8 protein-coding genes and 1 riboswitch are annotated in these 18,622 nt (G+C 28.3%); of the genes, 1 reads left to right on the forward strand and 7 read right to left on the reverse strand.

What is annotated here, in order from left to right:
• Positions 1-34: 34 nt before the first annotated feature.
• The 4 genes from ACZ5TJ_RS12145 to ACZ5TJ_RS12160 all read right to left on the reverse strand — a co-directional run bounded on the left by ACZ5TJ_RS12145 (position 35) and on the right by ACZ5TJ_RS12160 (position 11,889).
• Positions 35-6,733 carry an NPCBM/NEW2 domain-containing protein gene (locus tag ACZ5TJ_RS12145; RefSeq protein ID WP_464200052.1) on the reverse strand — a complete coding sequence of 2,233 codons (6,699 nt, stop codon included), beginning with the start codon at positions 6,731-6,733 and terminating at the stop codon, positions 35-37.
• Positions 6,734-6,784: 51 nt separating this feature from the next.
• Positions 6,785-7,372 carry a discoidin domain-containing protein gene (locus ACZ5TJ_RS12150; RefSeq protein ID WP_464200054.1) on the reverse strand — a complete coding sequence of 196 codons (588 nt, stop codon included), beginning with the start codon at positions 7,370-7,372 and terminating at the stop codon, positions 6,785-6,787.
• A 162-nt stretch (positions 7,373-7,534) separates the two neighbouring features.
• A riboswitch (cyclic di-GMP riboswitch) is annotated at positions 7,535-7,618 on the reverse strand.
• A gap of 416 nt (positions 7,619-8,034) precedes the next feature.
• Positions 8,035-10,647 carry an FAD-dependent oxidoreductase gene (locus tag ACZ5TJ_RS12155; protein WP_055207858.1) on the reverse strand — a complete coding sequence of 871 codons (2,613 nt, stop codon included), beginning with the start codon at positions 10,645-10,647 and terminating at the stop codon, positions 8,035-8,037.
• A gap of 156 nt (positions 10,648-10,803) precedes the next feature.
• Positions 10,804-11,889: a DMT family transporter gene (locus ACZ5TJ_RS12160; RefSeq protein WP_242852408.1), complete on the reverse strand. Its 1,086-nt coding sequence runs from the start codon at positions 11,887-11,889 to the stop codon at positions 10,804-10,806.
• A gap of 262 nt (positions 11,890-12,151) precedes the next feature.
• Between ACZ5TJ_RS12160 and ACZ5TJ_RS12165 the strand changes: the two genes are divergently transcribed.
• Positions 12,152-13,510: a sigma-54 interaction domain-containing protein gene (locus tag ACZ5TJ_RS12165; protein WP_242852407.1), complete on the forward strand. Its 1,359-nt coding sequence runs from the start codon at positions 12,152-12,154 to the stop codon at positions 13,508-13,510.
• Between the two features lie 83 nt (positions 13,511-13,593).
• On the opposite strand, the gene ACZ5TJ_RS12170 is transcribed toward ACZ5TJ_RS12165, so the two are convergent.
• From ACZ5TJ_RS12170 to ACZ5TJ_RS12180, 3 genes are all read right to left on the reverse strand, one after another.
• The gene (locus ACZ5TJ_RS12170; RefSeq protein ID WP_390481319.1) at positions 13,594-16,932 is read right to left on the reverse strand and encodes a DEAD/DEAH box helicase family protein; all 3,339 of its coding nucleotides are present in this window, start codon (positions 16,930-16,932) and stop codon (positions 13,594-13,596) included.
• 177 nt (positions 16,933-17,109) lie between these two features.
• Positions 17,110-17,442, reverse strand: coding sequence for a hypothetical protein (locus tag ACZ5TJ_RS12175; RefSeq protein ID WP_242852406.1), 333 nt, complete (start codon positions 17,440-17,442; stop codon positions 17,110-17,112).
• A gap of 23 nt (positions 17,443-17,465) precedes the next feature.
• Positions 17,466-18,578: a restriction endonuclease subunit S gene (locus ACZ5TJ_RS12180; RefSeq protein ID WP_464202333.1), complete on the reverse strand. Its 1,113-nt coding sequence runs from the start codon at positions 18,576-18,578 to the stop codon at positions 17,466-17,468.
• Between the last annotated feature and the right edge of the window lie 44 nt (positions 18,579-18,622).

The following is an 18,622-nucleotide window of genomic DNA, read 5'->3' on the forward strand; positions in this document are numbered from 1 at the left end:
AATTATATAATCTATAAGGAGGATTATATATTTGTTATCTTACATCAAACATATATAGTGATTGAGTTAAGAAATTATCTTTTTCATCTTCATATATTAAATATATACTATGAAGATATTTATCAAAGTTTGAAATATCAAAAGAAATAACTCCATTTTCATCTACTAATTCATCTAAAGATAAATCCATAGCTTCATCACTTCTATTACTTTTTATAACTATTTCTTTTGGTTTTAATTTCTCACCATTTCTGTTTAATACTTTATAATCTAAAGTTATTTTATTATCTTTTACATAAAGCATACCCTCTGTTATTATTTGAAGGTTTGCATTTAAATTAGTTAACTTTTTAAGCTCCTTAAGTGGTGATAAATCTTTTATCTCATTATATGATATATCTAATGATTCTAAGTTTTTAGCATATTCTAATCCTTCTAAACTTGAAATCCACTTATTTGAAGCTGATAGCTTTGTTAATTTATACATATCACCGATAGTTATATTATCACTTGATAGGTTAAGCTCTTTCTTTATAACATCTTTAAGGGATTTATCTTTTATAGTTATAACTTCATTTAAATCTACCCTATTTTCTAAATTGGTTATTGCTTTATTTAGTTCTCTAATCATGGAATCTATCTCATCTTGATTACTTATTTTATCTTCTAGCATAACTTCTGCTTTATTTAAAGCTTCTTCTAATACCTTAAATGATTCTTCAGTATACTTATCTTTTTCATAATTCTTAGCTTCTTTTACTAATGATTCTAATTCTTCATAATTTCCCTTTATATCATTTGCAAAATGAAGTTTAGCATCTCCCCATGTAGCATGATCTGATCCATTTCCGTTTCCACCATCTTTTACTACAAGTTTTAATTCTTTAGCTCCATTTATATCAACTTCCACATATTTTTGAGGATCTCTAGAGTTCATTATTCCACTATCAAACTTCTTTTCACCATCTATATATACTTCAAAGCTTATTGATCCAACACTTCCGTGCATTTCTCTATCCACACCAACATATGAGCTAAAGTACGCATAGTCTTTATCACTTAAATCATATACTATTGTAGAAGTAGCATGAGTACCTATTCCTCTCTCATAAGAAATAGCTTGCCCTTCTTCACCTGTTAAAGTTAATTTATTATTATCAACAGATTTATCTTTATTAACAGTTTTCCATCCTGAATTTGCAGACTTCCAATCATAATCTGTTAAGTATCTGTAATCCTTCATATCAACTACTGATATAGTTCTAGTTTTGATTACTTCATTACCATCACTATCTATAACTTTATAAGTCATTTTGTACTTTCCTGTTTTATTAAAGTTTACTTTACCAGTTACTTCAACCTTTGAAGTTATATCCCCATCCTCTGCATCTATTGCGCTATATTCTTGCTTTAAGTCTATTTGTTGTCCAACTTTAGTTGATACTGATTCTGGTATAGTTAGATTTGGCTTAGCGTTTGTTATTAAGAATTTAGCATCTGCAAAATCTCCATGATCGTATGCATTTCCATTACCACCATTATCTATAACAAGCTTTAATTCATTAACTCCTTTTAATGGAACTCTTACAAATTTAGCATCATCAGCCCACTTCATAAGGCCACTATTATATACTTCCTTACCATCCGCAAGTACTTTAAATATAATACTTGAGTTATTTTGTTTTTCGATATTTCTATCTACACCTACATAGCTTTCAAAATACTCATAATTTTCACCTTCTAAGTTATATACTATTTCAGCATTTGCATGAGTACCAATACCTTTATCAAATATCTTTTCTTCACCATTTACACTAAGTTTAATCTTAGCTCCAGTTGATGCTAGATCTTTTCTTACTTCTCCATAATCAGTTCTTGCTGACTCCCAATCTAAATCACTTATATATCTAGAATCACTGTAAACAATAATAGTTCTTTTTTCTGCTATTTCATTTCCATCACTATCAGTTACTCTATATGTTATAGTGTATTTTCCTGTTTTATTTACAGTAAAATTACCTTTATCAACTATAATCTTTTTAGTTATATCACCATCTTCTTGGTCATTAGCACTAACGCCTAACATTACATTAAAGTCACTATTTAACTTAACATATGATACTTTTTCTAAGCTTAATGTTGGGAACTTAGCTATTATAATTTCTTCAGCTTTCTTTAAATCTTCTTCAAATAACTTAGCTGCTGGATGTTCTTTAACCTCTTCTCTTAGAGCTTGTACTTTTTCTAAAGTATTATAATTTTCACTAACTTCAGTTTTAGTGCTATCAGTAAATAAATCATTATTTACCTTATCTGCTAAAGTGTCTTCTCTATAGAATGCCATTTCCCCTATACTTGCCCAATCTTGGTTAGCTTCTATAAATTTGAATTTAACTCTTCTTGCATTTGTTTTAGATATATTAAATTCAACAACATCATTAACATTTCCATTATACTGACCTTTACCTGCTAGTATAAAATCATCACCTTCTGCTTCTGTAGAAATATATATTTCAAACTTCTTAGCAAATCCTTTTCCACCATTTCTGGCTGCAAAAGCCATTCTACTTATTTCAGTTGTTTCTCCTAAATCAAATATAACTTCATTTTTAAATGAACTACTATTTGGCTTCCCAGTTTCCCAATGAGTATTACGATTATTATCTATAGCATATTCTATAAAGCTATTGAAGTATCTTCCACCATTATTAGTTACTGAAACTATTGGTATTTTAAATTGTTCATTGTACTCATTTAGATTATCAAATTGTCCATATTTTGATTTAACAACTGAAAAATCTTCATATACTGTAATATAAGCTTTCTTTTCTACTGTATTATTATCACTGTCAGTTACCTTATATACAACTTCAAATCTTCCTATTTTACCCTCTTTATATGAATTTGATATTATTTCTATATTAGAAGTTAAATCTCCATCTTCTGCATCCCTTGCACTAACCCCTTCTTTAAAATCTACAGTCTCACCAATTTTATAAATCTTATCCTTAGCAGTTATTCTAGGTTTTGCATTATTTGTAGTTAATTTAGGATTAACTATTATTCCATGGTCTGAAGTATTTCCATTTCCAGAATCAGTTACTTCTATTATTAACTCCTTAACTCCTGAAACTGGAACATCTATTCCAACTAAGTTATCAACATGCTTTAAAACTGAAGTTGATGCTAAAGTTTTACCATCACCTATAATATTGAATGTTATACTAGAGTTATTTTGTGCTGGTATTCCTACATCTACACCAACTTGTGCTACAAATCTATCATATTCTTTACCTTCTAATGAATATATGATTTTACCATTTGCATGTATACCAAATCCTTTTTCAAATTCTTTTACTTCTCCATTTACTCTACCTTTAATATTGGTATTTCTTCTTGGAGATCCCCATTGAGTTTCAGCAGAATTCCATTCAAAATCTGATAAATAATCATACTCACTTACAACTTGGACTTTAAGTTTTTTTGTCTTTGTATCACCTTCATCAATTACTTGATAAGTTACATCATACGAACCTTTTTTTGATGTATTAACATCATTTTTAACTATTTTGATTTTATTACTTATATCATTTCCTTCATAATTATAAGCTTTTACATAATCTAATGGATTAAAGCTTTCATTAAGAGCTAAAATAACATTTGATTCTACATTAATAGTTGGAGCATGTAAATTTAAATCATAAGGCTTACTAGCATTTAACTCATTATCATAAGCTACTACTGTATAATTATGGTTTTTACCTAAAGTAGCTTTTCTATCAGTAAAACTATTTGTTGATGTAAATCCTATTGTTTCACCATCTCTAAATATTTCATAACCTATAACATTATTTTTATTTGCTTCATCTATTGAAAAATTAAGCACTACCTCATTGTTATTTACTATTTTTGCATTTGCTTCATATTTAACATCATCTGTAAATACTCCACCTTTATTTAAATACATTCTATCATTTGCATACCATAATTTCTTAGATGGTTTAGGATACTTAGATGTATATTCTTTAGTTTCTTCCCACACATCCATTCCATGTCTTGCAAAATGTTCAGATAAATCTAATTTTAATACATCTGATGCTACTTTAACCCATGCATTATGCTTGTTATCCCAGTCTCCTCCACCTATATTTTTACTTCTAAATTCTTGTTCGAATTTTGGCCAGAATGTTTCATCATATAGTTGTAACTGCCATAATGGAGCTATATGAGATAATAAAGTTATATCACTTTCAGGATAATACTCATTATTAGAATAATCTTCTAGAGCTACCTTTGGTAATATATTTTTTTCCCATAAATTTTGTTTAGTTATCCTAGATGTTTCACCTTTTATTCTTTCGAAATGAAGCGGAAGTATATTATTTGTTACTTCTCCTATACTTCTATTATTAGTATCAAAGTTGTGGCCCATTTCGTGCATTAATCCCCAGCCTGTATTTACATCTAATACTGCACCTTGCTCAGCTTTATTGAAACCTGTTATTCCATTTCCAGCATTCATAAAGCCTCCATTATCTAACCATTTAACCATAGTTATATACCTAAAATTAAAGTCAGAATTAACCTCACTAGAGCCATCAAATCCCCAGAATTTCATAGTTTCTTTAATTACTTCATCACTTTTATTTGCAGTTTCACTTGGTAATTTATTATTTTTCTTAAACCAGTCTAGAGCATACGTTGCCTTCACATTTACTAATGTTTTATCACTAAATACATCAAATACATCTGGAAGATTCGGATCTTCATTTAATAGTTCTACATAATTTTCAAGATCTTTCATAACTTCTTCATCAGTGTTAACACCTTTTATATAATTAGGGTATGTTCTTGCTCCTTCTATTCTGATCTTAGGTTTTCTTCCTTGTTCTTCAGGTGTGTATGGATTATTTGTATAAAATACTCCTGCTTTTGAAGTTTCTGGTCTTAACTCTCCAGTTGGTAATTCAGGTACTGTTATTACATTTCTACCTTTATTTAAATTTATAATAACTTGTCCATTATGTTGGCTATCCATTTGCTTAAATACTAATTGCGGTGTTGGCTTTCCATCTTCCACATCAACATAAACATTTATTACTTCTCCTGATTTTGCAGCATATCCTGTTGGTTGCCAGTCTTGGAAGTTCCATACCTTTCTCTTTTGAGATTCTTTAATAGAATTCCCTCTACTTTCTAGTTCCCAAACAGATGCTTCTGCTTTTCCTGGCTCATTTACGATTTTCTTAGCTAAATTTATAATAGTTATAAGTTCATCTTCTAATGGATGCCCTTTAACTTCTTTTGCTAGACCATCTAACTTTTCTATTGTGTTATATTCATCAGATACTTTAGTCATTAAAGTGTCTTCAAACAGGTTGTGTACTTTATCATTTAATTCATCTTCTTTATATAGAGATATCTCAGCAGCAGTTGCCCAATCTTCATATCCCTTTGCATACACAAATTTGACTCTTTTAAATTCAGTTGGGTGAAATTTAAATTCTAATGTATCTTGTGTTGCACTAGTTGCACCCTTTGATACTAATTTAAAATTATCTCCCTTAGATGTATTTGATGCATATATTTCAAACTTTTCAGGAAATCCTCTATTTGTTCCTAAAGAAGCTTTAAACATTATTCTATTAAGCTTTATAATTTCTTTAAGTTCTATAATTACTTCATTTTTGAAAGTATCTGTATTTTGCTTGCCTGTATGCCATCTTGTATTTATATCACCATCTATTGCATTCTCAATAACTAAGTTAGAATAACGACCACCATTATTACTTATTTTATTTATTTTATCAGAAGGTACTTTGAACAGATTTTCATATTTTTTAAGTGTCTCAGCATCTACATTAAAACTCTTTATTTTAGCATCATTATAAATTATTTCACTACTATTTAGTATTGTGATAGCATTCTCTATATCTTCTTTGTAGTCTTCATAAAATGGATGCTTTTTTGCTTCCTCTTCTAATGCTTTTATTTTTTCAATAGTATTAAATTCTTCACTTACAGTGCCCATTGTACTATCTGTAAATAATCTATCCATTTTTTCTGCTACTTTATCTTGAGTATATAGACCAAATTCTGCTACACAAGCCCAGTCTTCATAACTTTTTTTGAATACAAACTTAACTCTCCTAAATTCTGTAGGATTAAATCTAATTTCTATAGAATCTTGTGTTACTTTTGATGATCCACTTGATACTAATTCAAAAGTATCACCTTTAGTAGTTCTTGATGCATAAATATCAAATTGTTCTGCAAACCCTCTATTAGTTCCGCGAGGTGCAGTATATACTACTCTATTTAATTTTGTTAATTCATTTAACTCTATTATTACTTCATTAGTAAAGCCTTCACTATTTTGCTTTCCAGAATGCCATTTTGTATTTATATCTCCATCCATTGCCTTAGTTATAGCTTCACTTGCATATTGACCACCATTTGTAGTTATTGATTTTACTTTACTCTTTGGCACTTTATAAATAGCATCATACTTAGGAAGTACCTCACTATTCATATCTTTAAATTTAGATACTTTTGCATCAGTATAAGTAACCTTATTATTTTCTACAATTAACTTTGCATTTTCTATATCTTCTTTAAACATGTTATATAACGGATGATTTTTCACTTCCGCATCTAAAGCATTTATCTTTTCTATACTATTAAATTCTGCACTAACTTTACTCATTGTTTCATCAGTAAATAAGTTCTTCATTTTATCACTTATTTTATCTTCTTTATAAAACATAAATTCTGACGCTGAAGCCTAATTTTCATTAGCTTTTGTAAACTTAAACTTTATTCTTTTAAATTTTGTATTATTGAATTTAATTTCTACCGTATCTCCAGTAGACCCTGTATACTCGCCACTGCATACTAATCTAAAATCATCACCATCATCAGTAAGTGATCCGTAAATTTCTAACTCCTTAGCAAAACCTTTACCTTTAGCTGATGACTGCCTTGCTGCATATACTATTCTGTTTAAAGTTGTCTCTTCCTTTAATTTAAATACTACTTCATTTGTAAATTCAGAATTATTTGGATTTCCTGTTTCCCAATGCGTACTAAAATTTCCATCTATAGATTTATCAATAGTTGAATTACTATACCTACCACCATTGTTTGTTATAGATTCAATATTAGAGTTATCCATTTTGAAAACATTATCATAAGAACCTATATTACTGTTATTTAACAGTTCAAATTTACTTATAGTTGCTTTAGTAGATTTAGTTTCTACTATTGCAGTTACCTTTTTTGATACTTCATCAGCTAAAACCTCTACTGATGGTGCTGAAAAATTAATAATTACTACTGATGCTATTAAAGCAGCTATTTTCCTTTTATTCATCTTTACCCCCTGATTTTTACTACCGTCAGAAATACATTAAAAAAAGTTACTCTTTTAGAGTAACTTTAATATTCTACTTATTAATAAGTATTTTTCATATCACTAAATATTTAATGAATGTACTAATACTAATAATTAAAAAACAAAAAGTATAATGTACTCTTTGGCAACTGGCTGACATAATTATAAACCTTAGTCCCTATAGCTTTGCGTCTTTAGGTTTCCCTAAATTTGCCTATTAAATTTATATATTTAACATATTATCACCATTTTAGTCATATATCAACACTTTTGTAAAATTATACGATTTATTATCAGAATTTGATAAAAAAAATGGCATGATTTTAATTATAAAATATTTTTTAAGCATATGACACTCTTTGCAAAGAACATCTTGTTTATTCTTTTCCTCAAAGTGGCTTTTATGTTATTGATAGTATAATAAGAGAAGAATATTTATCTTTCTCAAGGTATCCTACAAGTTCTAACTATACTTTCCAAAATCCCGTTTCTAAATGGTAATGATCCAAATCTATGAAGAAGTGCTACGCCTTGCAAAAGAATAATGAAATATCTAATAAAAAGAATAAAAAAACACATAAATAGCCATAAAACTATTTATGTGTTTTTAATATTTAAATCACCAATAATATTCTAAAAAATTATTTTTTAAATTTATTTAATCTTTCTTTAGTTTCTAATCTGTTAGCCCACATTTCTTCTTCTGTTTTATATCCTCTTACCTTTGCTTGATCTTTAGTATATTTTCTTCCAAATATAAGATCTAAAATATGAATTGAATCTTTACCAGCAGCTTGCATAGTTCCTCTACATGAACCACAGTAAGTTACTATATTATCTTGATTAAAGTCATTAGCTCTTCTAGTGTATACTCTCTCGTATAACTCTGGATTTGAGCTACATACCATTCCACCAACACCACAGCATCTAGTGTTTTTACCATTTCTTTCGACTTCTTCCCAATTGTATCCTAACTCATCTAAAATCCATCTTACACTTTCATGATGTGAAGTTACATCTCTAGTTACACATGAATCATGTATGTTAAATATAACATCTGAACCTAATCCTACTCCTTTAGCCTCTGCTGGAATTCCTATTAAATCTTTCATTAAATCCCAGTAAGCTATAACTCTTTGATTCTTAGCTGTCTCGCTGAAAACTTTGTAACATGATGGACAAACAGTTATTATAACTTCTGCTCCCATTTCATCTAATATATCTACAGCTTTTTTATTTCTTTCTTCATATCTTTCTTCTTCACCAATTAAGTAAGTTACTTTACCACAACATTGAAGTAATGCCCCAACATTTTCTTCTCCTAAAGAATCTTTTAAATGTCTTAAAACATTTTCTACGCCATCTGGAGTATAAGCTGGTACTGTACATCCTGGTACAAATACATATTTAGTTTTCTTCTTAGCTTTTTTCTCTTCTTTTACTTTGTCAACTGAAGTAGCTTCAACTGTTGTACAGTATTCTTCTGAGCACTCTTTTTCTTGAGCGTCATCACTTACCTTTAATGATTCTAATGGTGTTATTCCACCATTTTCTTCAGAAAATGCTTCTTTTATAGCTCTAAAGTTCACTTTTAAATCTAACTCTTTTGGACATTTTAATGTACATTGGTTACATTCATTACATGAATATGCTATCATATCATCCATATTCTCATAGCCTTTTTCTAAATACTCTCTAAATAAAGCTTTTGGACAATCTGTGTAGTCATTAAGCATTATACATTCTTTCATACAAAGCTTACATTGACATTGTCTACATCTATCCGCTTCTCTTGTAGCTTCTTCTTTAGTATACCCTAAAGCAACTTCATCAAATGATTTAATTCTTTCTACTGGATTTAACTCTTCCATATCTTCTCTCTTACCAGTTATTGTTGCCCAATCAGTTGGCATTTGTAACTTAGTTTCATAAGTCCAAGTATCTTTTAACTCTCTTCCTTCTGTTAAACTTTGTCCATTTAAGAATCTTATAACAGATTGAGCAGCTCTTCTACCAGTAGCCATAGCTTGGATAACTATTACTGATTCACCTGAAGCATCTCCTGCTAAGAATACTTTCTCATTTGAAGATGATTGTAATGTTTCTTTATTACATTCAAATGTAGTGTTTGGTCTTTGAACTAATATATCTTTAGCAAATCCTCCTTCAACACCTTGACCTATAGCAAATACTATCGTATCTACTTCTATTTCACTTGTAGCTTCATCATCAAATTTTGGAGCAAATCTTCCATTATCATCGAACATTGAAAGACATTTTTTTAATGTTACTCCTGAAACTCTTCCATTTTCATCTATATGTATATTTTTTATAGCTTGAGCATGATTAAATTTTATTCCTTCTGCTATAGCGTCTCCTATTTCATGGTTTGATGATGCCATGTTATCAAAGCTGTCTTCTAAGCATATTGAATAAACTTTCTCAACACCATTTATTCTTAATGAAGTTCTAGCACAGTCCATAGCAACATCTCCGCCACCTACTACTAATACTACTTTGCCAGCATTTTCTACATTTCCAGTTAAAGATGCTTCTTTTAAATATGAAGCTGCACTAAATATACCTTCAGCATCGAAATTTTCTAAACTTCTATCGACCCTTCCTTGATGTTTACCAACAGCAACAACTACACTATCAAATTCATTAACTATATCACTAAACTCTTTATCTTTTCCGATTTCACAATTTAATTTAAAGTTAACACCTAACTTATCTAAGTAGCTTATTTCATGCTCTAATACTGTTCTTGGTAATCTGTAAGCAGGAATACCTACTCTCATCATACCGCCTCTAACAGGTAGTTTTTCAAATACAGTAACTTCGCATCCTTCTTTTCTTAAATCCAAAGCTGCTTGTAATCCTGAAGGACCAGCACCTATAACGGCAACTTTCTTACCATTACTCTCTTTTATTGAAAGATCCCAATCCTCTTCTTTGTCAAAGTTATCTGCTGCATATCTTTTTAATGAAGCTATTGCCATAGGGCTTTTTCCTTCATTCCATTTACATTGCTTTTCACATGGATGTGCACATATTCTTCCTAGAGTTCCTGGTATGAATAGTTTCTCCCTTATAACTTTTATAGCTTCTTTACCTTTTTCTTCTTTTATTAATCTAACATATTCTTTAACGTCAGTATGCATAGGACAAGTTGCAACACAAGCTGCTACCTCTTCACCCATACAATTTTCAACTATCTTTTCCATATTAGCCACGATTTCTTTTTTTAACATTGCCATTCCTCCTATATCGTACTAACTCTCATCTTATGATGTTTTGTTAAAAATTCTTCAATCTCTATATATTAATCAAGGGGTAGAATTTTAATAAAAACTAACCTTCTACACCCTTATTGATTACAAATTACTTATCATATTTATTTTTTATAATTACTCTTTTTTTCTAAATGTCTTTGGATCTATTGCGAATATGAATACACCTAAGACTATTACTATTCCCCATATTGCTAATGATGGAGTTATTTTATCTCCAAATAATAATGCACTGAATATTATTGTCCATAATGCTGCGGTACTGTTTAATGCAGTACCCATTGCTGCTCCTATTAAATCAACAGCTTTATACCATGAAAGATAAGTTATAGCCCCTAATATAGCGATTCCAGCATATTTAAATACTAATCCTCTTGAAATTATTTGACCAGCTAGTGGATATCCACCTATTAATGGTAAAACTATCACTGCATATGAAACCATTGAAATAAAATATCTTAAACATAAGAACTGTTGAGGTGATGCTTGTATATGATCTTCACCTTTTATATGCTTCATAGCAAATCCTATGATAACACCTTCTAAAGCCCATCCTAATACAGCTATTACTGCAAATAATATACCTTTAAAGAATGTTGGTGGTACATTACCTGATGGATTAAATCCTAACATGAATGATCCTAATAAACTAACTGCTATACCTATTACTGCTCTTAATGATAATTTTTCTTTAAGTATGAAATAAGATAATATTGCTCCTACTCCAGGATAAATAACTGAAATACTTGATGCATATGGTGCTGTAGCATATTTAATTCCTAATAAGTAAGCACTCATACCTATTGGTGAACCAACTAAAGCTGCTATAGCTGCTGCTTTACCTTTTTTAGTTTTAAATAGTAAATAGAATACATGTTTAAATTGCTTTCCAAATATTAATACCAATGCAACCCAAACGAAACAAAAACTTTCGTGGAAGAATGCAGTTACTAATGGTGAAAACTCAAAACTTATTTCTGAAACACCTTGTGCTAAAGCGAAAACTTTGTCTGTAAATATTTTATCCATACCTACTCTACCCATTAATACTCCATCAAGACCCCAAGCAAGACCAACTAAAATACCAAACATAAGACCTTTTTGAAATTTTCTTTTGTTTACTTCCATAATTACATTCCTTTCTTCTTTGTTATAAATTTCACTTTTTAAACTTTCAACTATAATTCTTATAGCAATTATCATGCCAAATTTATCATTAGCACTCAATACATTGAATTTGTTAATTTTTTATTTTTTAAAACTGCTTTCCATACGCAAACGAGTAATCATTTTGCTCATATTTTTGTATCTTTTATGAGCATTGTCATCATTTTTGTCACTTTTAATATTCCATTTAATTTATTATTTGCCATATTTTTATCAAACATTTTTTAATTTTATCTTTTAAGTTAATGTGTTAAAATTAATCTCAAATAGTAAATTTATAAAAAAGGAGTATATTACTATGAATATAAATTTTGAAAAACTATTTTTATTAGAGAGCATAACAAATCACACTCCACTTGGATTAATTTTTATATCACCAGAAAAAAAAATAGATTTCATTAACAAAAAAGCTAAGTCTTTTTTACACAGTAACTGTAAGTCAGTTGAAACTATTGATATATTTTCATTTTTCCCTCAATTAAGTGCACTTATTGATAATTTCTTTTCAAAAAAGGATAATAAAAAAGATGTGCTTGTAACTTCTTTAAATGGTAATAAATATAACCTTGACATTTATCCTATATATAATAAAGATATCTTTATGGGTTGGCTCTTAATTCTAAAAGACTTAAAAGAAATAATAAATACAGTAAACAAATATTCTAACCAAGAAGCTGCCTACACATTTAATGATATAATAGGTGAAAGTTCACAGTTAAAAAAGGTTTTAGAAGATGCTAAACTTATCGCAAAAAGTCCATCAACTGTACTTATTACTGGTGAAAGTGGTTGTGGTAAAGAATTGCTTGCTCAATCAATTCACAATGCTAGCAATGTTTCAAATGGTCCTTTTGTCGCATTAAACTGTGGAGCTATTCCTAAAACTTTAATAGAAAGCGAACTTTTTGGTTATGAAGAAGCCTCCTTTACAGGATCTAAAAAAGGTGGGAAACCTGGAAAATTTGAATTAGCAGATGGTGGAACTATATTTCTAGATGAAATATGTGAAATGCCAATAGAGATGCAAGTAACACTTCTTAGAGTTATTCAAGAAGGAGTAGTAACAAGAATAGGCGGAAAGACTCAAATACCTATAAACGTAAGAATTATAGCTGCTACAAATAAAGTTTTAAAAGAAGAAATTAAAAAAGGGACTTTTAGAGAAGATTTGTATTATAGGTTAAATGTAATGCCACTTCACCTTCCCCCTTTAAAAGATAGATTAGGAGATGTTCCTATTTTAATAGATTATTTTTTAAATATAAAAAGTCAAAAATTGCACAAAGAAATTCCTCATATAAGTCAAAAACTTTATAAAAAAATGATTTCTTATTGTTGGCCTGGTAATATAAGAGAGCTTGAAAATTGTGTTGAAAATATAGTAAATCTAAATGGTTCTACTTCTTATGAAATTAATTTTGATGAATGTCACTGTCTTAAAACTGATAATTTAGGTAATCCTATTAAAATTAGTACATCAAATTCATCTGAAAATTATGATGAAGATTCAGTTAAACCATTAATAATTTTAGAAAAAGAAGCTATAGAAAAAGCTCTGTGTGTATTTGATGGAAATATAACCAAAGCTTCTAATGCTCTTGGAATTAGTAGAAATGCTCTATATAACAAAATGAAAAGATATGGAATAAATAATTAAGTTACTTAAGTAATATTTAATTTATATTTAAATATAGGACTTATAAATATTAAAGATATTTATAAGTCCTATATTTTTTTACCCTATATAATATTTTTATTTATCTCATCTATTTTCTTTAAAAGCTTATTTCTTACTTCTATATCATCTCCAAATAATTCTATTATAGTTCCAACTGTTCTAAATGGATCCTCTGTTAGAATTCTCTTATCTTCTATCATTCCATTTTTAACTATATAGTCTACAATTAATTTTATAAAATGTATTTGTGAACTATTTAGACTTTCATTATTTAGAAACTCTGAAAACTCCTCTAAAGCTGCATTTCTATCAAGCCCTGTTATCTTTCTTACAAGCTTTGCAACTGGGGTATCTTTAAATTCTCTTTCATAATCTGACTTTGTTCCAAGCTCATTAAACATTATATTTTCTAAGTGTTCTAAATCTTCCTTAGTTATTTTTTTGTTATTTCTAATTTTGTATATTACTAATTCATCTTGATGCTCTTTTAAATAATACTCTACTTTCTTTTTATAATTTTTTAAGTCATTTACATTATACATTGATGTATTAGTTTCTTCTGCAATTATCATATCTTTAAATTTAGTATAATATATTTGTTGCTTGTCTTTTTCGAGATATTTTATAAGTTCTCTTAGTGCTTGTCTTACTTCATCTATTTCAAATATATCTGCCTTTTCCCAAAACTCTTCTGTCATAACTTTTTCTATTATATATTTCTTTTCTTTTATTTGTGGTATTGTTCCAAGCTTTGAAAGATTTTCAGCTGTAGTTATAACTGACTTTATTCCTCTTGTTGCATTTGTTCCTTGTAAATATGCAAGTTGTATAGAATACATAACTAAATCAAATCTTTTTGCAAGTTCATCATCATTTTCTGATGGTATAACCATTGCAATGTGTTTTTTTAAATCTTGTACAGATTCTGTTGTAAGAGCTTCCCACTCTTTTTCTTCTTTATATTTATGAACATACTTTAAAACCATTTTTACAAGGAAATTATCTTCATTTAGACTTTTTATCTTTTTTAGATTTTCTTCTACTAAAGATTTTCTTAAATTAATATAATCTGTATCTGCATATTGAATACTTTGAAGTTCTTTTATTATATTTATCTTTACATTAAATAATCTTTCTGTTAATGAAGCTCCTTCACTTCCATCAAACCCTTTAGGATTCATTCTAAAAAACTCAAAGTTATTACAAAAATCCATTATTAAGAATTCCTCTTTATCTTCTCCTATTCCTAAAAGATCCGGACAAAGTCTTGTTCCTCTTCCTATCATCTGCCAGAACTTTGTTTTACTTCTTACCTTTTTAAAGAATACAAGATTTAATATTTCAGGTATATCTATACCTGTATCTAGCATATCAACCGAAACTGCTATTTGAGGCATCTTATCTTTATCTGAAAAATCATCTATTAAAGTATCAACATAATTAATACTATAATCTATAACTTTAGCAAAATTTCCTCCCTTTTCTGGATATAAAGTGTTAAATCGTTCTACAATAGCTTTTGCATGTCTACTATTTTTAGCAAAAATTATAGTTTTTCCAAGCTTATCTCCACCTTCTATTTTTAAACCTTCAGTCATAAGCTTATTTAAAACCAAATCTATAGTATCTGCATTAAATAGCCACTGATTAATGGCAGTATTTCTTATTTCTTTATCAACACTTTCATCATCATCAAAGGTATTTTCAAACTCTTCTTTTTCATCCTCTGAAAGCTCATCATACTTTATTCCATCTTCCATTATTTTAGATTTAACCTCAATAGTTGAGTAATCTACTAAATATCCATCATCAACTGCTTTTTCATACTCATAAGCATATGTCGGAACCCCATTTTCTAGTTTAAATACTTCATAAGTATTTTTATCTACTTCATCTTTTGGGGTAGCTGTAAGTCCTACTAAAAATGCATCAAAATACTCAAATATAGCTCTAAACTTTCTATATATACTTCTATGTGATTCATCTATAATAATTAAATCAAAATGTCCTGGAGTAAATAACTTTTTACCTGACTTAGATTTTGTATCATCTATAGCATTCATCATTGTAGGATAAGTAGAAAATATCATTCTTGCTTCTTCTGGATTATCTCTATTATCTAAAAGGTTACATAAAGATAAATTAGGTAATAGCTTTGAAAAATTATTCTTAGCTTGCTTTACAAGAGCTTTTCTATCTGCAAGGAATAATACATTTTTAACCCAATTATGTCTTGAAAGTACATCAACTAAAGAAATAGCAGTTCTTGTCTTTCCTGTTCCTGTTGCACAAACAAGAAGCATTCTTCTCCTCCTGTTTTCCATTGCTTCACATACATTTATTATTGCTTCTTTTTGATAATATCTATTAGATATTTCATCTTTAATATATAAATCTTTAAGTGGAAGTCTACTGTTTCTTCTATCTATTAGAAGTTGTAGTTCTTCTTTTTGATAAAAACCAAAAATTCTTCTTTCTGAATATCCATTATAGTCATCCCAAATAAATGTATCAAATCCATTAGTAAATAATATAATTGGCCTTTGTCCACTTTGTTTTTCTAAACAATCAGCATAAAGCTTTGCTTGTTGTTGTCCTACTTTAGGGTCTTTAGAAGTTCTTTTAGCCTCAACTACAGCAAGGGGCTTACCATTATCTCCATAAAGGACATAATCAACATATCCAACTTCAGATTGATTTAACATTCCAGCTACTTCTACTTCTTCTCTTATATCCTTATTAAAATCCCATCCTGCAAGTTTTAACTCAACATCTATGTATCTTTTTCTTGTTTCATATTCATTAATTTCAGTTACATTAAAATCATTTTTTCTACTATTGTCTTTTCTTTTACTAGTAAGTTCTTCTCTAAGTTCTTCGTTTTCTTTTCTAACTTCTTCTATTTTTTTATCTTTAGCACTTAATTTATCATATAGCTCTTGAAGTTCCTGTGCTCTTATTCTTTTACTTGAACCTTCATCTAATAAATCTTCATCAAATTGTTTTTCTATATATTCATCAGAATAACAATAATCTAAAAAGCTTATAAAATTGAATAAATTATTTAATGATAAAATAGCTTCTTCTCTCTTTATGTTTGAATTAGTATGAACTGCTACATTTCCAAGCTTAATAATATATTTAATCATTCTAAATAAGTCATACCCTACAATATCCATAAAACTATTATCATGAATTAATGAACTAATATTATCTTGATAAGGTATATTTAAATCATTATCAAAACTATACATCCATTTAACTGCAAGTTCTAATGCTCTTCTTGATAAAATAGCAGTTGTAGAAGGACTTATTAAAATACTTTTTTCTGCTTCTAAACATGCAAAGCTAAAACTATCAAATATCTTCTTATTTTCTAAAAACTCAAAATTTCTACACATATATAAAATCTCCTTTTGATAGAGTTGTTATCATAATTATAAAAACTTTTATCCTATAAATTCCTAATAATAAAATTATAACAACTTTAATCTCTATATGGTAGATATAAAAAAATAGATAGGTTAAATTTTACCTATCTATTTAATATAATATGAATTCATTTAATTTTACTTTGATTATTTAAATATAATTTCTAGTCCTCTATCACAAAGTCCAAAACTTTCAACTTCATATTCACTATATAATGCTCCAACATCTGATTTTATAAATACTCTAACTTTAAAATCCTTAAATCTTTCATAAAATTCCTTAGAGTATTCAATTCCATCTGCACATAATAAGGCTCTATTCTCTTTATAATAAATATAATTTAATTTTCCCCCATTTTCATTTAAAGCTTTTTCATTAATAAATAATCTAAGTTCATCTTCAATAACTCTATACCATTTCATATAGCCTTTACATCCAGCTACTTTCTCTTTCTTTAAAGGCTCTCCTATTTTTCTCATATTTTAATTCTCCTTTTATTTAATTAATCTTCTTTAAATAATTCTCCTTTAAAAGCTTTTTGCATTAAAGAATTGAAGTTATCTTCTAATTCTTTTAAACTCTTTTCCATTTTAAGTTTCAATTTGTCTATTTGCTTAACAAAGTCAGCAAATTGATTTTGAAGTTCTATTGGTGGTAAAAATATTTTTAATTCTTCTCCATACTGTTTTGCATTAATATTGGGTTGAGCTACAATCTTTCGCTTTGACTGCACCCAATTTTCATAATAATTTGTTTTAGTAAAGAAATATAAAAAGTCTGGATTTATTATTGTTATATTAGGCACAAATCTAATTAAGTACCCAGCAAATAAACACTCACCATATACTTCTTTATATCTAAAACTCTTCCCAACAGTTGCCCCTGTTCTTGCAAAAAGCATATCTCCATCTTTTAATTTATACTTTTCAAATTCATCTAAATTTTCAACTGTAACTTTATTTTCGTTTAAATATCCATTGTCATTTATATCAGTTATTCTAATATATCTCGGTTTTCCTTCAATATACTCAATTGAAGGTGAGCCAGAACCATATTCACCCTTTTTAATAGAAACTTCATTTAATGTTTTTACTTCCCATCCCATATTATTTAAATTTGGGTCACCAAACATCTCGATAAATTTCGATTTAATTACTTCATATAAAGCTTCTATTTGCTCTTTCCTTTGATCTATTAATTCTTGTGCTTTATCTAAAACATCAACTATTTTTTTTTGATTATTCACATTACAATATGGTATTTTTATTTCGTTTAATTTACTTTTATTTAAAGTTGCTCCCATTACAGCTCTATCTGTATTAGTAAAATTCAATGTCTTTAGTGCATAATATAAATATTCTGGCTTTATTATAGTTTTGTCTTTTATCGGAAAATTAGCTATAGCTTCGTTAGTAAACATATTTTCCTTTAAAATAGCTATTTTACCTATAGATAATTTAAAACTCATAATAACTGTATCTTTAGGCACTATTCTCATATTAGCTTTATCTACTGCTAACTCAGTTATTTCTTCTTTTGATGTATATAAATACTTATCTTTTAAGTCAGATATAGATAGCCATTTATAGCCTGCCCCCCAATACTCTTGCTCGATCTGTTAAGTTATATGAACATTGATTCTCTCAACCTTAGGAAATA

Source organism: Clostridium budayi (assembly GCF_055396605.1).